At 69.4% G+C, this 24,917-nt stretch carries 19 protein-coding genes and 1 tRNA gene; 11 read left to right on the top strand and 9 right to left on the bottom strand.

Annotated elements, in window-relative coordinates; genetic code table 11:
• The first annotated feature begins 44 nt into the window (after positions 1-44).
• From EDD93_RS21365 to EDD93_RS21335, 7 genes are all read left to right on the top strand, one after another.
• On the top strand, positions 45-2,318 hold the full coding sequence (locus tag EDD93_RS21365; RefSeq protein ID WP_123526676.1) for an FdhF/YdeP family oxidoreductase: 2,274 nt from the start codon (positions 45-47) through the stop codon (positions 2,316-2,318).
• Between the two features lie 116 nt (positions 2,319-2,434).
• Entirely contained in the window at positions 2,435-2,905 is a 471-nt protein-coding gene (locus tag EDD93_RS21360) for a PaaI family thioesterase (RefSeq protein WP_123526675.1), read from the top strand.
• A 646-nt stretch (positions 2,906-3,551) separates the two neighbouring features.
• Positions 3,552-4,763, top strand: coding sequence for a branched-chain amino acid ABC transporter substrate-binding protein (locus EDD93_RS21355; protein WP_123526674.1), 1,212 nt, complete (start codon positions 3,552-3,554; stop codon positions 4,761-4,763).
• 100 nt (positions 4,764-4,863) lie between these two features.
• Positions 4,864-5,793 (top strand): branched-chain amino acid ABC transporter permease, encoded by a 930-nt coding sequence (locus EDD93_RS21350; RefSeq protein ID WP_123526673.1) that lies wholly within the window; start codon positions 4,864-4,866, stop codon positions 5,791-5,793.
• 5 nt (positions 5,794-5,798) lie between these two features.
• Positions 5,799-7,595 carry a branched-chain amino acid ABC transporter permease gene (locus EDD93_RS21345; protein ID WP_123526672.1) on the top strand — a complete coding sequence of 599 codons (1,797 nt, stop codon included), beginning with the start codon at positions 5,799-5,801 and terminating at the stop codon, positions 7,593-7,595.
• Positions 7,596-7,600: 5 nt separating this feature from the next.
• A complete protein-coding gene (locus tag EDD93_RS21340; RefSeq protein ID WP_185092509.1) occupies positions 7,601-8,509 on the top strand; it encodes an ABC transporter ATP-binding protein in 909 nt (302 codons plus the stop codon).
• Entirely contained in the window at positions 8,506-9,222 is a 717-nt protein-coding gene (locus EDD93_RS21335; RefSeq protein ID WP_123526670.1) for an ABC transporter ATP-binding protein, read from the top strand. The genes EDD93_RS21340 and EDD93_RS21335 overlap by 4 nt, the downstream gene beginning before the upstream one ends.
• A gap of 72 nt (positions 9,223-9,294) precedes the next feature.
• Here the strand turns inward: EDD93_RS21335 and EDD93_RS21330 are convergent, their stop codons facing one another.
• Entirely contained in the window at positions 9,295-9,945 is a 651-nt protein-coding gene (locus EDD93_RS21330) for an ANTAR domain-containing response regulator (protein WP_123526669.1), read from the bottom strand.
• 98 nt (positions 9,946-10,043) lie between these two features.
• Between EDD93_RS21330 and EDD93_RS21325 the strand changes: the two genes are divergently transcribed.
• A tRNA-Leu gene (locus tag EDD93_RS21325) sits at positions 10,044-10,118 on the top strand.
• 109 nt (positions 10,119-10,227) lie between these two features.
• On the top strand, positions 10,228-10,992 hold the full coding sequence (locus EDD93_RS21320; RefSeq protein WP_123526668.1) for a helix-turn-helix domain-containing protein: 765 nt from the start codon (positions 10,228-10,230) through the stop codon (positions 10,990-10,992).
• 9 nt (positions 10,993-11,001) lie between these two features.
• Here EDD93_RS21320 and pyk read toward each other — a convergent pair whose 3' ends face one another.
• Positions 11,002-12,435, bottom strand: a complete 1,434-nt coding sequence (gene pyk, locus EDD93_RS21315) for a pyruvate kinase (RefSeq protein ID WP_123526667.1) — start codon at positions 12,433-12,435, stop codon at positions 11,002-11,004.
• Positions 12,436-12,560: 125 nt separating this feature from the next.
• The gene (locus EDD93_RS21310; RefSeq protein WP_123526666.1) at positions 12,561-13,259 is read right to left on the bottom strand and encodes an SIMPL domain-containing protein; all 699 of its coding nucleotides are present in this window, start codon (positions 13,257-13,259) and stop codon (positions 12,561-12,563) included.
• Between the two features lie 180 nt (positions 13,260-13,439).
• Here EDD93_RS21310 and EDD93_RS21305 point away from each other — a divergent pair, with 180 nt between their 5' ends.
• Positions 13,440-15,257, top strand: a complete 1,818-nt coding sequence (locus EDD93_RS21305) for a bifunctional UDP-sugar hydrolase/5'-nucleotidase (protein WP_123527903.1) — start codon at positions 13,440-13,442, stop codon at positions 15,255-15,257.
• A gap of 79 nt (positions 15,258-15,336) precedes the next feature.
• Here the strand turns inward: EDD93_RS21305 and EDD93_RS21300 are convergent, their stop codons facing one another.
• From EDD93_RS21300 to EDD93_RS21290, 3 genes are all read right to left on the bottom strand, one after another.
• On the bottom strand, positions 15,337-16,773 hold the full coding sequence (locus tag EDD93_RS21300) for a lysine N(6)-hydroxylase/L-ornithine N(5)-oxygenase family protein (RefSeq protein ID WP_123526665.1): 1,437 nt from the start codon (positions 16,771-16,773) through the stop codon (positions 15,337-15,339).
• Positions 16,770-18,179 carry an aminotransferase class V-fold PLP-dependent enzyme gene (locus EDD93_RS21295; protein ID WP_123527902.1) on the bottom strand — a complete coding sequence of 470 codons (1,410 nt, stop codon included), beginning with the start codon at positions 18,177-18,179 and terminating at the stop codon, positions 16,770-16,772. Before EDD93_RS21295 ends, EDD93_RS21300 begins: the two co-directional genes overlap by 4 nt.
• A gap of 248 nt (positions 18,180-18,427) precedes the next feature.
• Positions 18,428-19,546 carry a serine hydrolase gene (locus EDD93_RS21290; RefSeq protein ID WP_185092398.1) on the bottom strand — a complete coding sequence of 373 codons (1,119 nt, stop codon included), beginning with the start codon at positions 19,544-19,546 and terminating at the stop codon, positions 18,428-18,430.
• Between the two features lie 193 nt (positions 19,547-19,739).
• On the opposite strand from EDD93_RS21290, the gene EDD93_RS21285 reads away from it, so the two are divergent.
• On the top strand, positions 19,740-20,429 hold the full coding sequence (locus EDD93_RS21285; RefSeq protein WP_123526663.1) for a TetR/AcrR family transcriptional regulator: 690 nt from the start codon (positions 19,740-19,742) through the stop codon (positions 20,427-20,429).
• Here the strand turns inward: EDD93_RS21285 and EDD93_RS21280 are convergent.
• From EDD93_RS21280 to pepN, 3 genes are all read right to left on the bottom strand, one after another.
• The gene (locus EDD93_RS21280) at positions 20,417-21,454 is read right to left on the bottom strand and encodes a CU044_5270 family protein (RefSeq protein WP_123526662.1); all 1,038 of its coding nucleotides are present in this window, start codon (positions 21,452-21,454) and stop codon (positions 20,417-20,419) included. The genes EDD93_RS21285 and EDD93_RS21280 overlap by 13 nt on opposite strands.
• On the bottom strand, positions 21,451-22,107 hold the full coding sequence (locus EDD93_RS21275; protein ID WP_123526661.1) for an RNA polymerase sigma factor: 657 nt from the start codon (positions 22,105-22,107) through the stop codon (positions 21,451-21,453). Before EDD93_RS21275 ends, EDD93_RS21280 begins: the two co-directional genes overlap by 4 nt.
• 169 nt (positions 22,108-22,276) lie before the next feature.
• The gene (pepN, locus tag EDD93_RS21270) at positions 22,277-24,781 is read right to left on the bottom strand and encodes an aminopeptidase N (RefSeq protein WP_123526660.1); all 2,505 of its coding nucleotides are present in this window, start codon (positions 24,779-24,781) and stop codon (positions 22,277-22,279) included.
• Positions 24,782-24,917 lie beyond the last annotated feature (136 nt).

The raw sequence follows: 24,917 nt of genomic DNA, 5'->3' as shown, positions 1-24,917 counted from the left end.
AGCGGACCCCAGCCGGTCCGCAGCCGGCTCAAAGGGGAAAGACGATGGCCAGCAAGCCGCCCGCAGGAGACCCGGTCCAGGACGCGCCGCAGGTCGAACCGGCCCAGCACGCGGCCGCCGGGCTGCCCGCCGTCGCCCACAGCCTGCGCATGGCCCAGCAGCAGATGGGGGTGCGCCGCACCGCGCAGACCCTCCTCAAGGTCAACCAGAAGGACGGCTTCGACTGCCCCGGATGCGCCTGGCCCGAGGGCGACAAGCGGCACACCGCCGAATTCTGCGAGAACGGCGCCAAGGCCGTCGCGGAGGAGGCGACGCTGCGCCGCGTCACCCCGGACTTCTTCGCCGCCCACCCCGTCGCCGACCTCGCCACCCGCAGCGGCTACTGGCTCGGCCAGCAGGGACGCATCACGCAGCCCGTGTACCTGCCCGAGGGCGCCGACCGGTACCAGGCCGTGACCTGGGAGCGCGCCTTCGCCATCATCGCCGAGGAGCTCGGCGCGCTCGGCTCCCCCGACGAGGCCCTCTTCTACACCTCCGGGCGCACCAGCAACGAGGCCGCGTTCCTGCTCCAGCTGTTCGCTCGCGAATTCGGCACCAACAACCTGCCCGACTGCTCCAACATGTGCCACGAGTCCTCCGGCTCGGCGCTGACGGAGACCATCGGCGTCGGCAAGGGCTCGGTGTCCCTGGAGGACCTGCACCACGCCGACCTGATCATCGTCGCCGGACAGAACCCCGGCACCAACCACCCCCGGATGCTCTCCGCCCTGGAGAAGGCCAAGTCCGCCGGCGCGAAGATCATCTCCGTGAACCCGCTGCCCGAGGCCGGCCTCGAACGGTTCAAGAACCCGCAGACCCCGCTCGGCATGATCAAGGGCACCGCCCTCAACGACCTGTTCCTCCAGATCCGCATCGGCGGCGACCAGGCCCTCTTCCGGCTCCTCAACAAGCTGATCCTGCAGACCGAGGGCGCCGTCGACGAGGCCTTCGTCGCGGAACACACCCACGGCTACGAGGCGTTCGCCGAAGCGGCCGCCGAGGCCGACTGGGACGAGACCCTCGCCGCCACCGGCCTGGAGCGCGCCGCCATCGAAGAGGCCCTGACGATGGTCCTCGCCTCCAGGCGCACCATCGTGTGCTGGGCCATGGGCCTCACCCAGCACAAGCACTCCGTGCCGACCATCCGCGAAGTCGTCAACTTCCTGCTCCTGCGCGGCAACATCGGCCGCACCGGCTCCGGCGTCTGCCCCGTCCGCGGCCACTCCAACGTCCAGGGCGACCGCACCATGGGCATCTTCGAACGGCCCGCACCCGAATTCCTCGACGCCCTCGACCAGGAGTTCGGCATCACCTCACCGCGCCACCACGGCTACGACGTGGTCCGCTCCATCCAGGCCCTGCGCGACGGCGACGCCAAGGTCTTCTTCGCCATGGGCGGCAACTTCGTCGCAGCCACCCCCGACACCGACGTCACCGAGGCCGCCATGCGCCGGGCCCGCCTCACCGTCCACGTCTCCACCAAGGTCAACCGCTCCCACGCCGTCACCGGCACCCGCGCCCTCATCCTGCCCACCCTGGGCCGCACCGACAAGGACGTCCAGGCCGGCGGCAAGCAGTTCGTCACCGTCGAGGACTCCATGAGCATGGTCCACGCCTCGCGCGGCAACCTCACCCCCGCAAGCCCCCACCTGCTCTCCGAACCCGCCATCGTCGCCCGCCTCGCCCGCGCCGTGCTCGGACCCGCCTCCACCACACCGTGGGAGGAGTTCGAGAAGGACTACGGCACGATCCGCGACCGCATCTCCCGCGTCGTCCCCGGCTTCGACAACTTCAACCAACGCGTCGCCCACCCCGGCGGATTCGCCCTCCCGCACGGCCCCCGCGACTCCCGCCGCTTCCCCACCGCCACCGGCCGGGCCAACTTCACCGCCGCCCCCGTCGAGTTCCCCGAACTCCCCGAAGGGCGCCTGCTGTTGCAGACCCTGCGCTCCCACGACCAGTACAACACCACCATCTACGGCCTCGACGACCGCTACCGGGGCATCAAGGGCGGCCGCCGCGTCGTCCTCGTCAACCCCGACGACGCCACCGCCCTCGGCCTCGCCGACGGGGCCTACGCCGACCTCGTCAGCGAATGGAAGGACGGAACCGAGCGGCGCGCCCCCGGCTTCCGCGTCGTCCGCTACCCCACCGCCCGGGGCTGCGCAGCCGCCTACTACCCCGAGACCAACGTCCTGGTCCCCCTCGGCTCCACCGCCGACACCAGTAACACCCCCGCCAGCAAATCCGTCGTGATCCGCTTCGAGAACGTCCGCTGACACCCGGGCCGGGCGTGATCCCGGCGACAAAACCTAAGCGCCCGCTCAGCCGTCTGATAAGAACAACGGACACCACACGCCACAGCGCACCACCGCAGAGAGACGGAGCCGGACCCATGGGCGAGCACACCGCACCCAAGTTCCCCCAGGAGATCATCGACGAGTACGCCGCCCTCGGCGTCGACCTGCCGGCCCTCTTCTCCGCCGGACACCTCGGCGAACGCATGGGCGTCCGGATCACCGAGGCCGCCGCCGACCGCGTCGTCGGCACCATGCCCGTCGAGGGCAACACCCAGCCCTACGGACTCCTGCACGGCGGCGCCTCAGCCGTCCTCGCCGAGACCCTCGGCTCCGTCGGCGCCATGCTCCACGGCGGCGCCACCAAGGTCGCCGTCGGCGTCGACCTGAACTGCACCCATCACCGAGGGGTACGCAGCGGCCTCGTCACCGGCGTCGCCACCCCCGTACACCGGGGCCGCACCACCACCACCTACGAGATCGTCATCACCGACGAACACGACAAGCGCGTCTGCACCGCCCGCCTCACCTGCCTCCTGCGCGACGTGCCCAAGAACGAGACCGCCTGACCGCCCGGCACCCCCGCACCCCCACTGCCCGGCCGGACCGCAAACCGGCCGGGCAGCGCCATATCCACCCACAATCACCGCCCCGCACAACGAACTTGCCCACCCGCACCGCCCAACACCCTTGACCCCGAGCCTCGTTCTATGGCCCACTCAGCAGCCACGCCCGCCCGCGTACCCGCCACCCCGCGTCGACCACACCGCCCCCGACGTAACACTGCGTAACATCTGCGCAATGTGAACCCTCCCCGGCACACCCCGGGCCACCCGGCCCCGCAGGCACCGGGCACTTCCGCGCGCGCTCACGCGGCCTCCCGCGCCCCCACCACGCGACAGCAGCAAGATCGCTTCAAGCCCCTTAGCAGAGCTGCGCGTTCTCAGAATGCGGTCACTTCGCGCTCCAGTAAAAAGCCGTACATGTCCCCACAGCCACCTCAAGCCTTCCTCAAAGGCATAACAAGACAGTCACATCATTCGGCTGACCCATCCCCGACCCCCGCCCCTGCCCTTAGAGTCACCGCCAGTCACCGCGCCGCCGGGCGCGACTGCGGCACGGCCCTGTACCAACCAGTACGGCCCGGCGAACGACACGGCACCTCAAGCAGAGGAGGCCGCGCCAGGGAAAGGACTTTTCGTGCGACACCGTTCTTTGCTCATCCTCACCACAGTGCTCACCACAGGAGCACTGACACTCACCGCCTGCGGGTCGCGCGACGACGACAAGAAGAGCAGCGACAGCGGCGGCACCCAGACCGTCGTCATCGGCGTCGACGCACCCATCACCGGTGACCTGTCCGCGCTCGGCCTCGGCATCAAGAACTCCGCCGACCTCGCCGCCAAGACGGCGAACAAGGACAAGACCGTCCCCGGCATCAAGTTCGTCGTCCAGCCCCTCGACGACCAGGCGCAGCCCTCCGTCGGCCAGCAGAACGCCCAGAAGTTCATCGACGACGACACCGTCCTCGGCGTCGTCGGCCCCCTGAACTCCGGCGTCTCGCAGTCGATGCAGAAGCCGCTCAACGACGCCAGCCTCACCCAGGTCTCCCCCGCCAACACGGGCACCGAACTGACCCAGGGCGAGAACTGGAAGACCGGCGACAAGAAGCGCCCCTTCAAGACCTACTTCCGCACCGCCACCACGGACCAGATCCAGGGCGCCTTCGCCGCGAAGTACCTCTACAACAACGCGAAGATCAAGCAGGTCTACCTCATCGACGACCAGAAGCCCTACGGCGCCGGTCTCGCAGCCTCCTTCAAGGCGACCTTCACCGGCCTCGGCGGCAAGATCTCCGGCGCCGACCACATCAACCCCGACGACCGCGACTTCAACGCCGTCGTCACCAAGGTCAAGAAGTCCGGCGCCAAGGCCGTCTACTACGGCGGTGAGTACCCCGCCGGCGCGCCCCTGAGCCAGCAGCTCAAGGACAGCGTCAAGATCCCCCTCATGGGCGGCGACGGCCTCTACAGCGCCGACTTCATCAAGCTCAACAAGAAGGCCCAGGGCGACATCGCCACCTCCGTCGGCAAGCCCGTCGAGGAGCTCGACTCCGCCAAGACCTTCATCGCGGACTACAAGACGGCCGGATACAAGGACGCCTACGAGGCCTACGGCGGCGGCACCTACGACGCCACCTGGTCGATCATCGAGGCCGTCAAGCTCGTCGTCGCCGAGAACGACGGCAAGCTCCCCGACGACCCGCGCGCCAAGGTCCTCGACGCCATGAGCAAGGTCAAGTTCGACGGCGTCACCGGCCCCGTCTCCTTCGACGAGTTCGGCGACACCACCAACACCATGATGACCGCCTACCAGGTCGACGGCGGCAAGTGGGCCTCCAAGCTCAGCGAGGCCTACAAGCCGTAACCAGCTCCCCGGTCACCACTGACTGACACCAGACCGCGCGGGAGCGCCAAGAGCGCTCCCGCGCGGTGCCATATCCGAACCACTCCACGGAGGCCCTGCGGTGCACGAACTGCCGCAACAGCTGGCCAATGGACTCATCCTCGGCGCGATGTACGGACTCATCGCGATCGGATACACGATGGTCTACGGAATCATCCAGCTCATCAACTTCGCCCACGGCGAGATCTTCATGATCGGAGGCTTCGGGGCCCTCACCGTCTACCTCTGGATGCCGGCCGGTTCCAACCTCCTCGCAATCATCCCCCTCATGATCATCGGCGGCGTCGTCTGCTCCGTCGCCATCAGCGCAGCCGCCGAACGCTTCGCCTACCGGCCCCTGCGCAACGCACCGCGGCTGGCCCCGCTCATCACCGCCATCGGCCTCTCCCTCGCCCTCCAGCAGGCCATCTGGAAGTGGTACCCGGACGCCAAGAAGGACCGCTCCTTCCCCCAGTTCAAGGGTGACGCCCTCGACATCTTCGGCGCCCACATCCAGCGCGGCGACCTCTTCGTCCTGATCAGCGCACCCGTCTGCATGATCGCCCTCGGCCTCTTCGTCTCCAAGACCCGCGCCGGCCGGGGCATGCAGGCCACCAGCCAGGACCCCGACACCGCCAAGCTCATGGGCATCAACACCGACCGCATCATCGTCATGGCCTTCGCCATCGGTGCCGCGTTCGCAGCCGTCGCCGCCGTCGCCTACGGGCTCAAGAGCGGCCAGATCGGCTTCAAAATGGGCTTCATCATGGGCCTCAAAGCCTTCACCGCGGCCGTGCTCGGCGGAATCGGCAACATCTACGGCGCCATGCTCGGCGGCGTCGTACTCGGCATCGCCGAATCACTCGCCACCGGCTACATGAGCGACGTCCCCGGCATGGAACTCTTCGGCGGCGGCGCCTGGAAGGACGTATGGGCCTTCGTCCTCCTCATCATCGTCCTGCTGCTCCGCCCCCAGGGCCTGCTCGGCGAACGCGTCGCGGATCGGGCGTGATACGGATGACCACCAACACCACCACGCCCCCCGCCGCCGCCCCGATCCCGATGCCCGCCTCCGCGGCCCGCATCGCGACCACGGCAGGCGCCGCCGTCGCCCTCGTCGGCACCTTCCTCGCCTGGACCTGGACCGACCAGTTCCCCGGCGACCTCACCGTCACCGGCTACCCCGGCGGCCTCCAGGTCCTCACCCTCATCGGCGCCGCACTCACCCTGCTCCTCACCCTCTCCGGGTACGGCATCCGCGGCCTCGGCTGGCTCACCCCCGGCGGCACCAACAGCCCCGTACGCCTCCTGGCACTCGGGACCTTCGGCACCACCGCCTACACCATCGGCGCCATCACCTACGACCTCGGCGGCGTCGTCAACCTCGAACCCGGCGCCTGGGTCAGCGGCATCGGCTCACTCCTCGCCGTCATCGCCGCCCACGGGCTCCCCGCCGACCAGCCCCTCCCCGACACCGGGAACGCGGGCTCCGGCTGGCAGCGCTTCCGCAACGGCCTCGCCGCACCCTCCGCCCGCCGCGCGGCACCCCTGCCCGCCTGGGCCGAGATCCTCACCATCGTCATAGCCTTCGGCATCGGCCTCTTCATCTTCGCCTACGGCATCGACACCGACTACACCGAACTCTTCATCGGCTTCCTCATCACCGCCGCCTTCGCCTTCACCGCGCTGAACCGCGCCGGACTCATCTCCCGCATCACCGCGCTGACCTCGAAGCACCGCAACATCACCCTCACCGCCGCACTCGTCGCAGCCGTCTGCTTCCCCTTCACGCAGCAGAAAGAGGAATACGCGCTCATCGGCGCCAACATCCTCATCTTCGCGACCGTCGCGCTCGGCCTGAACGTCGTCGTCGGCCTCGCCGGCCTCCTCGACCTCGGCTACGTCGCCTTCCTCGGCGTCGGCGCCTACGCCGCCGCCCTGGTCTCCGGCTCCACCATGTCGGCCATCGGCGTCGAATTCCCCTTCTGGGCCGCCATCCTCACCGGCGCCGGAGCCTCACTGGTCTTCGGCGTCCTCATCGGCGCCCCAACCCTGCGACTACGCGGCGACTACCTCGCCATCGTCACGCTCGGCTTCGGTGAAATCTTCCGCCTCACCGTGAACAACCTCAACGGCAACAGCGGACCCGACCTCACCAACGGCTCCCAGGGCATCCCGAGCATCCCCGACCTCAACCTCTTCGGAATCGACTTCGGGCTCAAGCACGACATCGGCGGCTTCACCCTCGGCAGGTCCGCCAACTACTACCTGCTGATGCTCCTGTTCACCGCCGTCGTCGTCCTCGTCTTCCGCCGCTCCGGGGAATCCCGCATCGGCCGCGCCTGGGTCGCCATCCGCGAGGACGAGACCGCCGCCACCGCCATGGGCATCAACGCCTTCCGGCTCAAGCTGCTCGCCTTCGCCCTCGGCGCCACCCTCGCCGGACTCGCCGGCACCGTGCAGTCACACGTCAACTACACGGTGACGCCCGAGCAGTATCAGTTCGCCGGCCCCGTACCGCCGAACTCCGCGTTCCTCCTCGCCGCCGTCATCCTCGGCGGCATGGGAACCCTCAGCGGACCCCTGGTCGGCGCGGCCCTGCTCTACCTCATCCCGGCCAAGCTCCAGTTCATGCAGGACTACCAGCTCTTCCTCTTCGGCGTCGCACTCATCCTCCTGATGCGCCTGCGCCCCGAAGGACTGGTCGCCGACCGCCGGAAGCAGCTCGAATTCCACGAGACCGACCAGCTCGACGTACCGGAGCCCCGGAAATCCGACGACGTCGACGCGGGCATCGCCAAGGCGGGGGCGTGACCACCATGACCACCACCACGAACACCGGCACCCCCGTGCTCGACGCCAGCGGCGTCACCATGCGGTTCGGCGGCCTCACCGCCGTCCACAACGTCGACCTCACCGTCAACGCGGGCGAGATCGTCGGCCTCATCGGCCCCAACGGCGCCGGGAAGACCACCTTCTTCAACTGCCTCACCGGCCTCTACGTCCCCACCGAGGGCAAGGTCAGCTACAAGGGCACCGTCCTGCCCCCCAAGCCCCACCTCGTCACCCAGGCAGGCATCGCCCGCACCTTCCAGAACATCCGGCTCTTCGCCAACATGACCGTCCTGGAGAACGTCCTCGTCGGACGCCACACCAGGACCAAGGAAGGCCTCTGGTCCGCCCTCCTGCGCCTCCCCGGATTCACCAGGGCCGAGAACGCCAGCCGGGAACGGGCCATGGAACTCCTGGAGTTCATCGGCCTCCAGGACAAGGCCGACCACCTCGCGCGCAACCTCCCCTACGGGGACCAGCGCAAGCTGGAAATCGCCCGCGCACTCGCCAGCGACCCCGGACTCCTCCTCCTGGACGAGCCCACCGCCGGCATGAACCCGCAGGAAACCCGCGTCACCGAAGAGCTCATCTTCGCCATCCGCGACCAGGGCATCGCCGTACTCGTCATCGAGCACGACATGCGCTTCATCTTCAACCTCTGCGACCGCGTCACCGTCCTCGTCCAGGGCGAAAAGCTCGTCGAGGGCACCTCCGACGTCGTCCAGAGCGACGAACGCGTCGTCGCCGCCTATCTCGGCACCCCCTTCGAAGGCGCCCCCGGCGCCGAAGAGCTCGCCGAGGTCGAAGCCGCCGAGGCAGTGGCCACCAAGACACCCGCGGCCACCACCGCACCCACCACCGACACCACCAGCACCGAGGAGGAGGACACCCGATGACCGCACTGCTAGAGGTCGAGGACCTCCGCGTCGCCTACGGCAAGATCGAAGCCGTCAAGGGCATCTCCTTCAGCGTCGAGGCCGGCCAGGTCGTCACCCTGATCGGCACCAACGGTGCGGGCAAGACCACCACCCTGCGCACCCTCTCCGGACTGCTCAAGCCGCTCGGCGGCCGCATCCTGTTCGAGGGCAAGCCGCTGACGGGCATCCCCGCCCACAAGATCGTCGCCCTGGGCCTCGCCCACTCCCCCGAGGGCCGCCACATCTTCCCCCGGCTGACGATCACCGAGAACCTCCAGCTCGGCGCCTACCTCCGCAACGACAGGGCAGGCATCGAGAAGGACATCCAGCGCGCCTACGACCTCTTCCCCATCCTCGGGGAACGCCGCAAGCAGGCCGCCGGCACCCTCTCGGGCGGCGAGCAGCAGATGCTCGCCATGGGCAGGGCCCTGATGTGCCAGCCCAAGCTCCTGATGCTCGACGAACCCTCCATGGGCCTCTCCCCGATCATGATGCAGAAGATCATGGAGACCATCGTCGAGCTCAAGGCCCAGGGCACCACCATCCTGCTCGTCGAGCAGAACGCCCAGGCGGCGCTCTCGCTGGCCGACCAGGGCCACGTCATGGAGGTCGGCAAGATCGTCCTCTCCGGCACCGGCGCGGACCTCCTCCACGACGAGTCGGTCCGCAAGGCCTACCTCGGCGAGGACTGAGCCCGTACGCAGAAGGCCCGCGCCCCGGACTGAGCCGTCCGGGGCGCGGGCCTTCTGCGTAGGTGTACGGAGCTACTCCGCGGCCTTCTTCTTCTCCTCGGCGTCCTCGATCAACGCCTCGGCGAGCTGCTGCATCGACAGCCGCCGGTCCATCGACGTCTTCTGGATCCAGCGGAACGCGGCGGGCTCGGACAGCCCGTAGTCCGTCTGCAGGATGCTCTTCGCCCGGTCCACCAGCTTCCGGGTCTCCAGCCGCTGCGACAGGTCCGCGACCTCGCCCTCCAGCGCCTTCAGCTCCGCGAACCGCGACACCGCCATCTCGATGGCCGGCACCACGTCGCTCTTGCTGAACGGCTTCACCAGGTACGCCATCGCCCCGGCGTCCCGGGCCCGCTCCACGAGGTCGCGCTGCGAGAACGCGGTGAGCATCAGGACCGGCGCGATGGACTCCTCGGCGATCTTCTCGGCCGCCGAGATCCCGTCGAGGACCGGCATCTTCACATCGAGGATGACCAGGTCGGGCTTGTGCTCCCGGGCGAGCTCGACAGCCTGCTGCCCGTCCCCGGCCTCACCGACGACCGAGTACCCCTCTTCCTCCAGCATCTCTTTGAGGTCCAGGCGGATGAGCGCCTCGTCCTCGGCGATGACGACGCGGGTCGTCAGCGGCGGGACGTGCGACTTGTCGTCGTCGGCGACGGGCTGGGGCGACTCGGGGGTGGTCACGGGGGCTCCTTGTTCCAGGGCAGGTACAGCTCCCACGAGCCTACCTAGCTACGATATGGTGGCACTACGCAGGGCAGGGGATACCCTTCTTTTCTAAGGCCCCAGTACTCCAACTGGTTAGAGAGGCCGCTCTCAAACAGCGGACAGTGTGGGTTCGAATCCCACCTGGGGCACTTTTCCTTGGATTCCAAGGCCGCACATAAATGGCGTGGATTCACGTGATCGTGTAACTGCAGCGCCATTCCTCCCCTTGAGCGCAAAGAACCCTTCAAGCTCGGCCACGTGTACGACCTCGACTCACGTAAGCAGGCGCTGGCTCTCCTCGATCAGGGCTTCAGTCAGAACTCCGTAAGCAAGCAGACCGGCATTTCCCGAGCTGCCATCCGTTCCTGGCTCGCACGAATAGAACCGCTTGGATACGACCGCGGCCGCGAATGCCCTCGATGCGGCGATACGCCCAGATCTCCCGACGCCCCAGCCGCATATTCGTACCTGCTCGGCCTCTACCTCGGCGACGGCTGTATCAGCGCGACCAAACGAGGCGTGTACAGCCTGCGCATCGCATGCGCAGACGCCTGGCCAGGCCTCATCCAAGCCTGCGTCGAAGCCGTACAGATCGCGCGACCGGCCAACAAAGTCTGTCTCGTGTCGAGTCCGGGATGTCAGTACGTCACATGCTCCAGCAAGCACTGGCCTTGCCTGTTTCCCCAGCACGGCGCCGGCAAGAAGCACGATCGCAGAATCGCTCTCGCCGCCTGGCAGCAGGACATCGTGGATGAACACCCGTGGGACTTCATCCGAGGCCTCATCCACTCGGACGGCTGCCGAATCACCAACTGGACCACACGCCTCGTCGGCGGCGTTCAACGACGCTACGAGTACCCCCGCTACTTCTTCACCAACCTGTCCGCCGACATTCTGGGCCTCTTCACCAGCACGCTCGACCAGGTCGGGGTCGAATGGAAGCACGCCAACAGGAAAAACATCTCCGTAGCCCGACGGGCGTCCGTCGCCCTCATGGACGCTCACGTCGGGCCGAAATACTGAGCGAGCCCGCTACTTCGGGCTGTCGTCCTCGCCGATGTGGTGCACCCGCACCAGGTTCGTCGAGCCCGCGACTCCGGGCGGCGAGCCGGCCGTGATGACCACGACGTCGCCCTTCCGGCAGCGGCCGATCTTCAGCAGCTCCTCGTCGACCTGGGCGACCATCGCGTCCGTCGACTCCACGTGCGGGCCCAGGAACGTCTCCACGCCCCACGTCAGGTTCAGCTGGGAGCGGGTGGCCGGGTCCGGGGTGAAGGCCAGGAGCGGGATGGGCGAGCGGTAGCGGGAGAGGCGCTTGACCGTGTCGCCGCTCTGGGTGAAGGCCACCAGGAACTTCGCGCCGAGGAAGTCACCCATCTCCGCCGCCGCGCGGGCGACCGCGCCGCCCTGGGTGCGGGGCTTGTTGCGGTCGGTGAGCGGCGGGAGGCCCTTGGCGAGAATGTCCTCCTCGGCGGCTTCGACGATGCGGGACATCGTGCGGACCGTCTCGATGGGGTATTTGCCGACGCTGGTCTCGCCGGAGAGCATGACGGCGTCCGTGCCGTCGATGACGGCGTTGGCGACGTCGGAGGCCTCGGCGCGGGTGGGGCGGGAGTTGTCGATCATCGAGTCGAGCATCTGGGTGGCGACGATGACCGGCTTGGCGTTGCGCTTGGCGAGCTTGATCGCGCGCTTCTGGACGATCGGCACCTGCTCCAGCGGCATTTCGACGCCGAGGTCGCCGCGGGCGACCATGATGCCGTCGAAGGCGGCGACGATGTCGTCGATGTTCTCGACGGCCTGGGGCTTCTCGACCTTGGCGATGACGGGCAGGCGCCGGCCTTCCTCGTCCATGATGCGGTGGACGGGTTCGATGTCGCGTCCGCTGCGCACGAAGGAGAGGGCGATGATGTCCGCGCCGGTGCGCAGGGCCCAGCGGAGGTCGTCGATGTCCTTCTCGGAGAGGGCGGGGACGGAGACGGCGACTCCGGGGAGGTTGAGTCCCTTGTGGTCGGAGACCATGCCTCCTTCGATGACGGTGGTGTGGACGCGGGGGCCGTCGACGGCGGTCACTTCGAGGGTGACCCGGCCGTCGTCGATGAGGATGCGCTCGCCGGGAGCGACGTCGGTGTTGAGGCCGTCGTAGGTGGTGCCGCAGGTGTGGCGGTCGCCCTCCATGGGCTCGACGGTGATGGTGAAGTCGTCGCCGCGTTCAAGGAGTACGGGGCCTTCACGGAAGCGTCCCAGGCGGATCTTCGGGCCTTGAAGGTCCGCGAGGATTCCGACGCTGCGTCCGGCTTCGTCGGATGCTTTGCGTACTCGGTGGTATCGCTCTTCGTGTTCGGCGTAGGTGCCGTGGCTGAGGTTGAGACGGGCGATGTCCATTCCCGCAGCGACCAGGGCCTTGATCTGGTCATATGTGTCGGTGGCGGGTCCTAGGGTGCAAACGATTTTTGCTCGGCGCATGGTTTGAGCCTAGACCTTACCTACGGGTAGTGAATTGGCTCCGGATGACTGCCCAACATCCTTTGGGTGAAGGCCTTTTGACAAGTGTTGAATTGTGCGGCGGGGTGCTCGGATGAGCATTCCGGTCAGAGGTTCGGCGGGGTCATGATGAAGCGGGCGTTCACCTGTGCGTAGACCGTCTGGCGTTGTGGTTCGAGGTCGAGTGCGGGGGCGGCTTCGGCGGGGGCGCCGCCGTATCCGCGGGTGAAGCCGTAACCGCCGGGAGCGGCCGGCATGGGTGGGGCGGTGTTCTCGGCGCCGAGGTCGGCGAGTTCGACGAGGGCCGCGAGTCCGGCGCCGACGGCGTCGGCGTACTCGCGGGCGCGCTTGACGGCTTCGCGTACGGCTTGGCGGCGGGCTTCGCCGTGGGCGGGCGAGTCGGGGCGCAGGTTCCACCAGGGGCCGTCGATGCGGGTCATGTCGAGGTCCGCGATGCGGGTGGTGAATTCACCGAGTGCGGTGAAGTCATTGAGTACGGCCGTGATGTGCACGCGTCCGTGGTAGGCGCGGATCTTCTCGTCGCGGCCGCGTTGGGTGAGTTCGGGGGTGATGGAGAAGGCGCCGGTTTCGAGTTTCTCGACGGCCGGCCCGTAGGTGCGGGCGAGTTCGAGGACGGTGGTGTTGCGCTGGGTGAGGTCGTCGAGGGCGGCGCGGCGGTCGCGGCCGCGGGCGCTGACGGTGATGCCGACGCGCGCGGTCTCGGGGTCGAATTCGAGGCGGGCTTCGCCTCGGACGGCGAGGCGGGGGTGGTCGGGGGTGCCGTAGGAGTACGGGGTGTCGGTCATGGGCCCACTCTCGCACTCGGGTACGACAGCTGGTGGTCATCGAAACGAAACCTGCGAGGGGTGTTGCCGGGTGCGGTGCGTGGGTGATTATCTACGCGCGTTGTCCGCGCGTGTGCGGGATCTACGCGCGTTGTGCACGAGAGCACCGAGTACGGACAGAACTGAGATGTGGGAGACGAGATGCCGCTGAACCGAAGGACGTTCCTGGGTACGTCGGCCGCGGCCGGCGCCGGTGCCGCGATCGTGGGCGGTGCCGCGGTTCCGGCCGGGGCACACGGTCGCGGGCATGGGCACGGGCACGACCACGGGCGTCCGCAGAAGCGGTACTCGTTCACCGTGATGGGTACGACGGATCTGCACGGCAATGTCTTCAACTGGGACTACTTCACGGACAAGGAGTTCGACGACAAGGATCACAACGACGTCGGTCTGGCGAAGATCTCGACGCTGGTGGAGCAGGTGCGCCGGGAGAAGGGCCGCCACAACACCCTGATGATCGATGCGGGTGACACGATCCAGGGGACGCAGCTGTCGTACTACTACGCGAAGATCGATCCGATCACGGCCAAGCGCGGTCCGGTGCATCCGATGGCGCAGGCGATGAACGTGATCGGCTACGACGCGGCGGCGCTGGGCAACCACGAGTTCAACTACGGGATTCCGGTGCTGCGCAAGTTCGAGGAGCAGTGTGATTTCCCGCTGCTGGGTGCGAACGCGCTGGACGCGAAGACGCTGAAGCCGGCGTTCGCGCCGTATGTGATCAAGAAGCTGCGGACGCCGCACGGCCGGGATGTGAAGGTGGCGATCCTGGGGCTGACGAATCCGGGTATCGCGATCTGGGACAAGGTGAACGTCGGCGGCAAGATGGTGTTCCCGGGTCTTGAGGAGCAGGCGGCGAAGTTCGTGCCGCGGCTTCGGTCGATGGGTGCGGATGTGGTGATCGTGTCGGCGCACTCGGGGAACAGCGGGACGTCGTCGTACGGGGATCAGATTCCGTACGTGGAGAACGCGGCGGGTCTGGTGGCGGAGCAGGTGCCGGGGATCGACGCGATCCTGGTGGGCCACGCGCATCTGGAGATCCCCGAGTACTTCGTGGAGAACAAGGAGACCGGCAAGAAGGTCGTTCTTTCGGAGCCGCTGAAGTGGGGGCAGCGGCTGACGCTGTTCGACTTCGACCTGGTGTGGGAGAAGGGTCGCTGGGTGGTCGAGAAGGCCGGTTCGCAGGTGCTGAACTCCAACACGGCGGTGGAGGACCGGCGGATCACGCGGCTGCTGGCGGACGAGCACAAGAAGGTTGTGGCGTACGTCAACCAGGTGATCGGTACGTCGACGGCGGCGATGACCACGGCGGAGGCGGCGTGGAAGGACGAGCCGATCATCGACCTGATCAATGTGGTGCAGGCGGAGACGGTGAAGGCGGCGCTGGCGGGTGGCGAGTACGCGGCGCTTCCGGTGCTGTCGCAGGCGTCGTGCTTCTCGCGTACGGCGCAGATCCCGGCCGGTGATGTGACGATCAAGGACGCGGCGGGTCTGTATCCGTTCGAGAACACGCTTGAGGCGCGGTTGGTGACGGGTGCGCAGATCAAGGACTATCTGGAGTTCTCGGCGCGGTACTACGTGCAGACGGCGGCCGGTGCTCCGGTGGACACGGCGAAGCTGACGAACGCGGACAACACTCCGGATTACAACTATGACGCGGTGTCGGGTCTGACGTATGACATCGACATCGCGAAGCCGAACGGTTCGCGGATTGTCGGTCTCTCGTTCGAGGGCAAGGCGATTGATCCGGCGGCGCAGTTCGTGCTGGCGGTGAACAACTACCGGGCCAGTGGTGGGGGCAACTTCCCGCATGTGCCGGCCGCGAAGCAGTTGTGGGCCAATTCGGAGGAGATCCGGAACACGATCATCGCGTGGGTGCAGGCGAAGGGTTCGGTGGACGGTGCGCAGTTCGCTTCGGTGGACTGGCGGCTGACGCGGGACGGTACGCCGGTGTTCTGAGTCCGTAATGGGGCGGCCGTCTCCTTTCCTTTCGGGGTGGGGGCGGCCGCTTCTCTGTGCGCTGAGGTGGGGCGGGGTGTCAGTTGCTCTGGACGAGGGGGGTGAGGGTGGGGGCCTGGGTGGGGATGTTCGACGTGTGGGGGGTGAGGCCGAACGTGGTGAAGGCGGTGCGTTGCGGCAGGTGGTAGGCGGTGGTGCCGGTGAGGTTGTTGAGGATGGTGGCGCTGCGCCAGGCGGCGAGGCCGAGGTCGGGGGCGCCGACGCCGTGGGTGTGGCGTTCGGCGTTCTGTACGTAGATGTTGCCGGTGATGGCGGGGTCGAGGTCGAGGCGGAACTGCTCGTCGATGCGGGGGCGGCCGGAGCTGTCGCGGCGCAGGTGGGTGCGGAGGCCGTCGAGCATCTGGTCGAGGGGGCGTTCGCGGTAGCCGGTGGCGAGGACGACGGCGTCGGTGGTGAGGCGGGAGCGGGTGCCTTGCTGGGTGTGTTCGAGGTGGAGTTCGACGCGGGTGGTGGCGACGCGCCCCGCGGTGCGTACGTGGACGCCTGGGGTGAGGGTGGCGTCGGGCCAGCCGCCGTGGAGGGTGCGGCGGTAGAGCTCCTCGTGGATGGCGGTGATGGTGTCGTGGTCGATGCCCTTGTGGAGCTGCCACTGGTCGGGGACGAGCTCGTCGCGGACGGGTTCGGGGAGTGCGTGGAAGTAGCGGGTGTAGTCGGGGGTGAAGTGTTCGAGGCCGAGTTTGGAGTACTCCATGGGTGCGAAGGCGGGGGTGCGGGCGAGCCAGTGGAGTTTTTCGTGGCCGGCGGGGCGGGCGCGCAGTAGGTCGAGGAAGATCTCGGCGCCGGACTGGCCGGAGCCGATGACCGTGATGTGTTCGGCGGCGAGGAGTCGTTCGCGGTGGTGGAGGTAGTCGGCGGAGTGGATGACGGGGACGGATCCGGCTTCCGCGAGGGGTTTGAGGGGTTCGGGGATGTGGGGTTCGGTGCCGACGCCGAGGGCGATGTTGCGGGTGTGGGCGCGGCCGAGTGCCTCGGCTTCGCCGCGGGCGTCGAGCTGGGTGAAGTCGACTTCGAAGAAGGCGCGTTCGGGGTTCCAGCGGATGGCGTCGACCTGGTGGCCGAAGTGGAGGCCGGGGAGCTGTTCGGTGACCCAGCGGCAGTAGGCGTCGTATTCGGCGCGTTGGATGTGGAAGCGCTCCGCGAAGTAGAAGGGGAAGAGGCGGTCGCGGGTGCGTAGGTAGTTGAGGAAGGTCCAGGGGCTGGTGGGGTCGGCGAGGGTGACGAGGTCGGCGAGGAAGGGGACTTGGAGGCTGGCGCCGTCGATGAGGAGGCCGGGGTGCCAGTGGAAGGCGGGGCGTTGTTCGTAGAAGGTGGCGGCGAGGGGGCGGGGGTTGCCGGGGATGCCGTGGGCGAGGGCGGCGAGGGAGAGGTTGAAGGGGCCGATGCCGATGCCGACGAGGTCGTGGGGCTGATCGGTCTCGGGGGTGGGCCGGTCGGGTCGGGGTGGCCGGGCTGTCATCGGGGGGTGCTGCCTTCCGTGATCTCTGTGGCGAGGTGGGTGACGAGGTCGAGGAGTTCCTGCAGGTCGTCGGGGGTGGTGTGGGGGTTGAGGAGGGTGGCTTTGAACCAGAGGCGGCCGCGGGTGCGGGTGCGGCCGAGTACGGCGTGGCCGCGGGTGAGGAGGGTGCGGCGGATGGTGGCGACGGTGTGGTCGTCCATGTCGGTGGGGCGGAAGAGGACGGTGGAGATGGTGGGGTGGTCGTAGAGGTCGAGGGTGGGCGATTTGGTGATGAGGTCGGCCAGTTGGTGGGCGGCGGCGCAGGTGCGGTCGATGAGGTCGGCCAGTCCGGTGCGGCCCAGGGCCTGGAGGGTGACGGCGATCTTGAGTGCGTCGGGGCGGCGGGTGGTGCGCAGGGAGCGGCCGAGGAGGTCGGGGAGGCCGGCTTCGGTGTCGTCGTCGGCGTTGAGGTAGGGGGCGTGGTGGTGGAGGGCGTCGAGTCGGTGGTGGTCGGGGACGGCGAGGATGCCTGCCGAGGCGGGTTGCCAGCCGAGTTTGTGCAGGTCGAGGGTGACGCTGTGGGCGCGGTCGAGGCCGTGGACCTTGTTGCGGTGGGTGGGGCTGAAGAGGAGGGGTCCGCCGTAGGCGGCGTCGATGTGGAGTTCGGCGCCGTGGGCGGCGCAGAGGGCCGCGATCTCGGGGAGGGGGTCGATCTGGCCGGTGTCGGTGGTGCCGGCGGTGGCGGTGACCAGGAGGGGGGCGCCGGGCCGCCGGTGGAGGCGGGCGAGGGTGTCGGCGAGGGCGGTGAGGTCCATGACGCCGGTGGGCGCGGGGATGGTGAGGGGTTCGGGGAGGCCGAGGAGCCAGGCGGCGCGGGTGATGCTGTGGTGGGCGTTGGCGCCCTGGATGGTCCGGACGGGGCCGTGGCGTTCGCGGGCGAGGAGCAGCGCGAGTTGGTTGGCTTCGGTGCCGCCGGTGGTCACGAGGGCGTCGGGCGCGGTGCTGTGGGGGTAGATCTCGGCGGCGAGTGCGGTGGTGAGGTCGGCTTCGAGGGCGGAGGCGGCGGGGGCCTGGTCCCAGGAGTCCATGGAGGGGTTGAGGGCGGAGGCGGCGAGGTCGGCCGCTGCGGCGAGGGCGAGCGGCGGGGTGTGGAGGTGGGCCGCGCAGAGGGGGTCGGCGGGGTCTGCGGCGCCCTGTGTGAGGGCGCCGATGAGGGTGGCGAGTGCGTGGTGGGCGCCGGTGCCGTGGTCCGGGATGACGGGGTGGAGGGCGGTGCGCAGGCGGGGGGTGACGGTGTCGGGGCCGCCGGCGGGGAGGGGGCCGTCGCGTCGGCGGGCGCCGTCGTGGAGCGCGGTGAGCACGGTGTCGATGAGGGGGCGCAGGGCGGCGGGGCCGGTGGTGCCTCCGGCGAGGGGCGGGGTGGGCATGGAGGTGGTGGCCCTTCGGAGCGCATGGGTGGACATCCCAGCTTGTCCGGGTTTTGGGTGGCGTGGCCGGTGAGCGCGGTGATCTGAACTCGAAAGGGGGACGGGTGTGCGATGGGGGTGGGGTTGTGGGGGTTCGGCTGGTATAGGTGCGGGGCCGTCGCCCGGAACCAGGGTGCGGTTCCGGGCGACGGCCCCGGCTTGTGTCCGGTCCTGCCGCTCCTGGCCCGGTCTCGGGCCCCGTTGTGCGGTCAGCCGTACATCGCTGTGCGGCACAGGGCCGCGAGTGCGTCGTCGATGGGGTGGGGGCGCGGTCTGCCGGCGGGGTCGAGGGCGTTCCACCGCTGGAGGTTGAGCGCGAGGGACAGTTGGCGGTTGCCGTCGGCGCGGGTCACGGACAGCGTTCCGCCGCCCCATACGGTGCCGCCGTGGCCCCAGAAGGTGGCCTGGCCGGGTGCCTCGGTCGGGTACAGGCCGAGGCCGTACTCGATCGTCTTTCCTTCCTGGGAGACGACCGGGACGGTGCGTTGCATCTGGGCCAGGGATGCGGGGCCGACGATCTTGCCGGCGAGCAGCATGCCGTAGAAGCGGTTGAGGTCCGTGACGGTCGATATCAGTCCGGCCGCCGGTCCCACCCAGGACATGTCGTAGACGCTGTAGTCGCGCGGGGGGTCGATCATGCCGAACCACGACTCGTAGAGCTGTGAGTGCGGGCCGTCGACGTGCGGTCCGGTGGGGAACGCGGTGTTGCGGAGTCCGGCGCGTTCGATGACGTTCCGGGTGATGCACTGCTGGGCCGTGGTGTGGGTGGTGTGTTCCAGGAGTTCGCCGAGGAGCAGGTAGTTGGTGTTGGAGTAGATGCCCGGTGTGCTGCCCGGGGCTCCGGTGGCGGGTGCGCGGACTCCCATTTCGATGAGTTCGACGGGGTCGAAGCGGGTGAACCGGTTGTCGTCCAGGCTCTGCGGCCCGGTGTTGGCCATGTCGGGGAACCCCTTGAGGGAGGGGTAGGCGTAGGGGAGGTACTCGGCGAGGCCGCTGGTGTGGTTGATGAGCATGCGGACGGTGATGGCCTCACCGCGTTCCCCGGGAACGAGCTGCGGAAGGTACCGGCCGATCGGTGTGTCGAGGCCGATCCGGCCGTTCTCGGTCTGTTGCAGTACGGCGGCGGCGGTGAAGGTCTTGGTGACGCTGCCGACGCGGTGTCGCATGCCGGCGGTGGCGGGGCGGCCGGTGGTGGTGTCGGCGGTCCCGGCGGCTCCGCGCCAGGTCCGGTCGCCGTCGCGTACTTCGGCGAACAGGCCCGGCATTCCGGCGCGGTGGACGTTGTCGATGGCGGCGTTCAGTTGAGCGGGGTCCAGTGTGTTCGTCACGGCTTGCGTCCTTTCGTGGACCCGGGGTGGCCTCGGCGTCGGCGGCACGGACCGGGTGACGGGGTACGCGGGCAGGCCGGCCGGTCTGCTGCCGGCTGCTCGGCACGCTCATGCCCTCATTATGCACGCGGTGCGTGCAACACCAAACGCATACGTTAGGCTGGGACCCGGCGAACGGGACGAGAGGAACCGGATGGCAGGGAGAAGGCGCTGGTCGACCGAGGAGATCCTGGATGCGGCGGCGGAGTTGCTGCGCACCGGCGACGCGGAGTCGTTCAGTGTGCGCAAGCTGGCCGCGGTCCTCGGGACCGACTCCTCCAGCCTGTACCGGCACTTCCGCAGCAAGACCGAACTGCTGCGCGCGGTCGCTGACCGGATTCTCCTGGCCGCCATGGACGGCTACCGCCCCGAGGGCGACTGGAAGCAGCGCATCACCTCCCTCGGCCTGCGGCTGCGGGAGGCCTTCGGCCGGCAGCCGCAGCTCGCCTCGGTCTGGGGGCGCTACGCGTCGAGCGGCGCCGGTTCCCGGCTGGTGATGGAAGCGGTGCTGCAGGACCTGCGGGCGTCGGGCCTGCCCGACGAGGAGATCCCGGCGCACTATCACCGGCTCGCGGTCCTCATCTCCGCGCTGGTCGCCTCCGAGGCCGGGGTCAGCACGATCACCCCCCAGGAGTACGACCAGGGCATGGAGCTGTTCCGCGTCGCGGTGCTCGGCGCCGACCCGGAGCGCTTCCCCGCCCTGTCGCACTTCGCCCGCGAGGTCCGCCCGCTCGGGGTGGACCGCCGCGAGGCGTTCGTGGAACTGCTCGGCGCCCAGCTCGCCCACGTCGAGGCCGCGGCGGCCCGGCCCGCCCGAGGAGCCGCGGGGCCTCAGCCCAGGTAGGCGTCGTACTGCTCGACGTCACCGGGCTCGAGCCGCATCTCCGGGTCGGTCCTGATGCTGGAGAGCTCCGTGCCCAGGATGCGTCCGGTGTGCTCGTCGAGGATGATCGTCCACCGCACCGTCCCCTTGAAGTCCGCGGCGTACGCCTGGCCCCGGCGTCCCGCACGGTCCCTGACCGGACCGATCGCGCGCAGACCGGGCTGCTCGGCGAGCAGGCCGTCGATCGCGGCCGTCTGGGCGGGGCCCGGCGTCCACTCGCGCAGCAGCGCCTCCAAGGAGTCCACCGTCCAGTACGCGCTGCCGCGGGTGTCGGGGTTCTCCTTCGCCAAGTAGTCGGCGAGGCCGCCGACGGTGGTCGGGGGCGTGCTCACGTAGGAGGCGGACTTCTCCCACGAACCAGCCGGCAGGTGCGTGCGGTGAACGACCCGGCCGCCCTCGATGTCCTGTGCCTCACCGCTGCCGTCGGCGTTGTAGCGGTCGCGGGACTCGATCACCGGCATCTGCTCCGGCTCGTGCTTGCCGTCGTCCCACATCCCCATGGCCCACTCCCGGCGGTGGGTCCCCCGGCGCGCGGCACCATGGGAGCCGGCGAGAGCGGCGGCCCGCTTCGCGACGGTGGTGAGCGGCACGGTGGCCCGGGAGCTCTCCACCTTGAGCGGGGCGGGCGCGGCGACGGCCGTCTGACCGCTGCTGCCGGTGACGGCGAACCCGGCCACCGTCGCCGCGACGACGGCGGCGGCCACCCCGAGCGACATCGACCGGCCGGGCGTCAGCCGGCCGAAGGGCGAGGGGCGGCCGGCGGCGGAACGGGGCTTGACGGTCTTGAAGGGCGTGCGGGACTTCGCGGTGCCGGACGTGGTGGCCGTGTCCGTGACCTCGTTCATCAGGTGCGCTTCGAGCTCCGCGTGACGGGCGGGCGAGAGCCGGGGGTCGCCGGGCCGCGGGACCATCTCACGCAGTGCGGCGAGTTCGGTGCGGTCTTCGGCCGCCGGACGGGAGGACGGGTGCCGGAACAGGGCGTTCATGCGGGGTTCTCCTGGGTGGTTCGGGCCAGAATGCTGTCTACGTGCTGTACTTGTCCGCCGCCTCCGGGGAGTTCCCGGCCGGATGCGCCCCGGGTGCCTTCGCGCCGGACGGCCGGGTGCCCCACGGAGTCGCGCAGCTTGGCGCGGGCGCGGGACAGCCGGGAGCGCACGGTGCCGACGGGTATGCCCAGGGCCTCGGCGGCGGACGCGTAGTCCAGCCCGCCCCAGACGCACAGGGTGAACACCTCGCGCTCGGTGCGCCGCAGCCCCTCCAGCGCTGCCTCGGCGGCCGCCAGCTGTTCGGCGTCCGCCAGCCTCCCGGTCACCTCATCCGCGAAGTCCGGGACGGTGTCCGTGCGCTCCGTCCGGGCCAGGGCCCTGCGGTGCCGGCGGGCCGAACGGGCCGTGTTGCGCAGCACGTTGGTGGCGATGCCCAGCAGCCACGGGCGGAGGCTGTCGGTCTCCTCCGGGCGCAGCCGCTCGCGCGAGCGCCACGCCTCCAGGTAGGTGAGGGAGACGACGTCCTCGGCCGTGGCCCAGTTGCCGGTGGACCACAGGGCATGGCGGTACACGGCGTCCGCGTGCTCCCGGAACGCCTCTGCGAGCGCGGCCGGGTCACCTTCACGGAGACGGGCGGGGGTTGAATGAGTCACGTGGCTTAATGTCCGAGCGGTCCGGCGGGTTCCTGTGACGTGTGTCACCGGACGGGGCCGACGGACACGGCCCGGCAGCCTGCCCGGCGCACAACGGGCCGTGCCCGGCCCGCCCTCGGGGACGGGGGCGGGCCGGGCACGGGTGGTGCGGGTTCTTCGTCGGTCCGGGTCAGTGGGCTTCGCGGACGGCGAGGGCGCGGCGCAGATCGTCGATCTGGTCGGTGAGCTTGCGGCGCAGCGCGGGGATCAGCGCCTGGTCGGTGAGTGCCCGCTCGCCGAGGTGGAGGCTGTTCGCGTCGACGGCGTACGCGGGGAAGGCGTACCGTCCGGCGGCCTCCGCGATGGCGGGCCCGCGGCGGACGGCGAGCTGGGTCGCCTCGGGGTAGTAGCGGGGCACGTACGCGCTGACGAGCTCGGCCTGTTCGGGCTGCCAGAAGCCCTGCGCGACCGCGATGAAGAGGTAGTTGGAGAGGCTGTCGTCGGTGAACATGGCCTGCCAGGCGGCCGCCTTGGCCTCGGGGGTGGGCAGGGCGGCGCGGCAGCGGGCGGCGCCTTCCTGGCCGGTGGCGCTGGGGTCCTGGTCCAGTTCGGCGGCGATGGCCGTCTCGTCGACGGCGCCGAGGACGGCGAGGCGGGTGAGGACGCGCCAGCGCAGTTCGGCGTCGAGTTCGGGTCCGCCGGGGACGGTGCCGTCGGTGAGCCAGCCCTGGATGGCGTCGGGCTGGGTGGCGGCGTCGATGAGGTGGCGTACGGCGACGAGGCGGAGGCCGGGGTTGCTGCCGTCCTCGGTGCGGCGGATGAGGTCGCGGCACAGGGCGGTGAGGGCGGTGAGGGCGGCCGGGCGGTCCTCGGGGCTGAGGTAGCGGCCGGCGATCTGGGTGTTGGCGAAGGTCAGGACGCCCTGGTGGAGTGCGAGGTCGCTCTCGTGCGGGAGGTGGGTGCGGGCGGCCTCGATGTAGGTGGCGGGGTCGAGTTCGCCGTCGCGGACCATGTCGCGGGCGGTGTTCCACACGACGGCCCGGGTGAGCGCGTCGGGGATGCCGGAGAGGCTGCTCAGGACGGTGTTCCAGGAGTCCGGGTCGAGGCGGACCTTGGCGTAGGTGAGGTCGCTGTCGTTGAGGACGACGAGGGCGGGGCGGCGGCCGGGCCGGGTGGCGGGTGCGTCGTCCTGGGGGACGGTGACGTCGAAGCGGTCGCGCAGGACGAGCCGGTCGGGGCCGGACTGGGTGTCGATGGCGTGGTCGTAGGTGCCGACGGCGATGCGGTGGGGGCGGGAGCCCTGGTGGCCGACGGTGAGGGACCAGCTGGTGTCGGCCTCGGTGATGTGCGGGGTGAGGGTGTCGACCCCGGTGGTGCGCAGCCACTCGTCGGCCCAGGCGTGGACGTCGTGGTCGGTGGCGGAGGCGAGGTTGTCGATGAAGTCGGCCAGGGTGGCGTTGCCGAACTTGTGGCGGGCGAAGTGGGCGTTGATGCCGGCCAGGAAGTCCTTCTCGCCGAGCCAGGCGACGAGCTGGCGCAGGGCGGAGGCGCCCTTGGCGTAGGAGATGCCGTCGAAGTTGAGCATCGCGGAGGCGGTGTCGGGGACGGCGGCCGGGTCGGGGGCCACGGGGTGGGTGGAGGGTCGCTGGTCGGCGTCGTATCCCCAGCTCTTGCGGGCGACGCCGAAGTCGACCCAGGTGTCGGTGTAGGGGGTGGCTTCGGCGAGGGTCTGGTAGCCCATGTACTCGGCGAAGGACTCGTTGAGCCAGATGTCGTCCCACCAGGCGAGGGTGACGAGGTCGCCGAACCACATGTGGGCCATCTCGTGGGCGATGACCATGCCGCGGGTCTGGCGCTCGGTGGCGGTGACGGCGGAGCGGTAGACGAACTCGTCGCGGAAGGTGACGAGGCCGGGGTTCTCCATGGCGCCCGCGTTGAACTCGGGGACGAAGGCCTGGTCGTAGGAGTCGAACGGGTAGGGCTCGTCGAACTTCTCCTGGAACCGGTCGAAGCAGGCCCGGGTGATGTCGAGGATCTCCTCGGCGTCGGCGTCGAGGTGGGGGGCGAGGGAGGCGCGGCAGTGGATGCCGAAGGGCAGTCCGGCGTGTTCGGTGGTCACGGAGTGCCAGGGACCCGCGGCGACGGCGACGAGGTAGGTGGAGATCGGCGGGGTGGGGGCGAGGGTCCAGCGGCCGTCGTCGGCGCGCCGGGCGATGCCGTTGCCGAGGACGGTCCAGCCTTCGGGGGCGGTGACGGTGAGGGCGAAGACGGACTTGAGGTCGGGCTGGTCGAACGCGGCGAAGACGCGCTGGACGTCCTCCATGAAGAGCTGGGTGTAGACGTAGGTCTCGTTGTCGGTGGGGTCGGTGAAGCGGTGCATGCCTTCGCCGGTCCGGGAGTAGCGCATCGCGGCGTCGACCCGGAGTTCGTGTTCGCCGCTGGTCAGGGCGGTGAGCGGGAAGCGGTTGCCGTCGAGGTCCGCGGGGTCGAGCGGCTGCCCGTCGAGGCTGATCGAGCGCAGGGTGGCGGGCTTGATCTCGACGAAGGTGTCGCCGTCCGTGCGGGCGGTGAACCGGATGAGGGTACGGGAGTCGAAGGTCTCCTCCCCCGCGGTCAGATCGAGGTCGATCGTGTACCGCTGTACGTCGAGGAACTGGGCTCGGGTCTGCGCTTCGTCGCGCATCAGTACGGACATGGCCCCATGCTGCCGTATGCGGTGTGCGGTGCGCAGGCGGGTTCGCGGCGGGCTGAGCGGGTCCGGGCCGGGGCGCGGGCGGGGTCCGGCCCGGGGTCCGGGTGGTTCCTTTGAGGGCTAAGATTCTTACCCGTTG

Origin of the sequence: Streptomyces sp. 840.1 (assembly GCF_003751445.1) — a bacterium.
Taxonomy (GTDB): domain Bacteria; phylum Actinomycetota; class Actinomycetes; order Streptomycetales; family Streptomycetaceae; genus Streptomyces.
This window is presented reverse-complemented; position numbering and strand designations above follow the sequence as displayed.

Bases quoted from the DNA above. Each gene is read 5' to 3' on its own strand.
- EDD93_RS21345 (WP_123526672.1), top strand. From the start codon at position 5,799: ATGACCACCAACACCACCACGCCCCCCGCCGCCGCCCCGATCCCGATG.
- pepN (WP_123526660.1), bottom strand. From the start codon at position 24,781: ATGTCCGTACTGATGCGCGACGAAGCGCAGACCCGAGCCCAGTTCCTC.
- EDD93_RS21340 (WP_185092509.1), top strand. From the start codon at position 7,601: ATGACCACCACCACGAACACCGGCACCCCCGTGCTCGACGCCAGCGGC.
- EDD93_RS21300 (WP_123526665.1), bottom strand. From the start codon at position 16,773: ATGACAGCCCGGCCACCCCGACCCGACCGGCCCACCCCCGAGACCGAT.
- pyk (WP_123526667.1), bottom strand. From the start codon at position 12,435: ATGCGCCGAGCAAAAATCGTTTGCACCCTAGGACCCGCCACCGACACA.
- EDD93_RS21360 (WP_123526675.1), top strand. From the start codon at position 2,435: ATGGGCGAGCACACCGCACCCAAGTTCCCCCAGGAGATCATCGACGAG.
- EDD93_RS21295 (WP_123527902.1), bottom strand. From the start codon at position 18,179: ATGCCCACCCCGCCCCTCGCCGGAGGCACCACCGGCCCCGCCGCCCTG.
- EDD93_RS21305 (WP_123527903.1), top strand. From the start codon at position 13,440: ATGCCGCTGAACCGAAGGACGTTCCTGGGTACGTCGGCCGCGGCCGGC.
- EDD93_RS21280 (WP_123526662.1), bottom strand. From the start codon at position 21,454: ATGAACGCCCTGTTCCGGCACCCGTCCTCCCGTCCGGCGGCCGAAGAC.
- EDD93_RS21335 (WP_123526670.1), top strand. From the start codon at position 8,506: ATGACCGCACTGCTAGAGGTCGAGGACCTCCGCGTCGCCTACGGCAAG.
- EDD93_RS21365 (WP_123526676.1), top strand. From the start codon at position 45: ATGGCCAGCAAGCCGCCCGCAGGAGACCCGGTCCAGGACGCGCCGCAG.
- EDD93_RS21285 (WP_123526663.1), top strand. From the start codon at position 19,740: ATGGCAGGGAGAAGGCGCTGGTCGACCGAGGAGATCCTGGATGCGGCG.
- EDD93_RS21310 (WP_123526666.1), bottom strand. From the start codon at position 13,259: ATGACCGACACCCCGTACTCCTACGGCACCCCCGACCACCCCCGCCTC.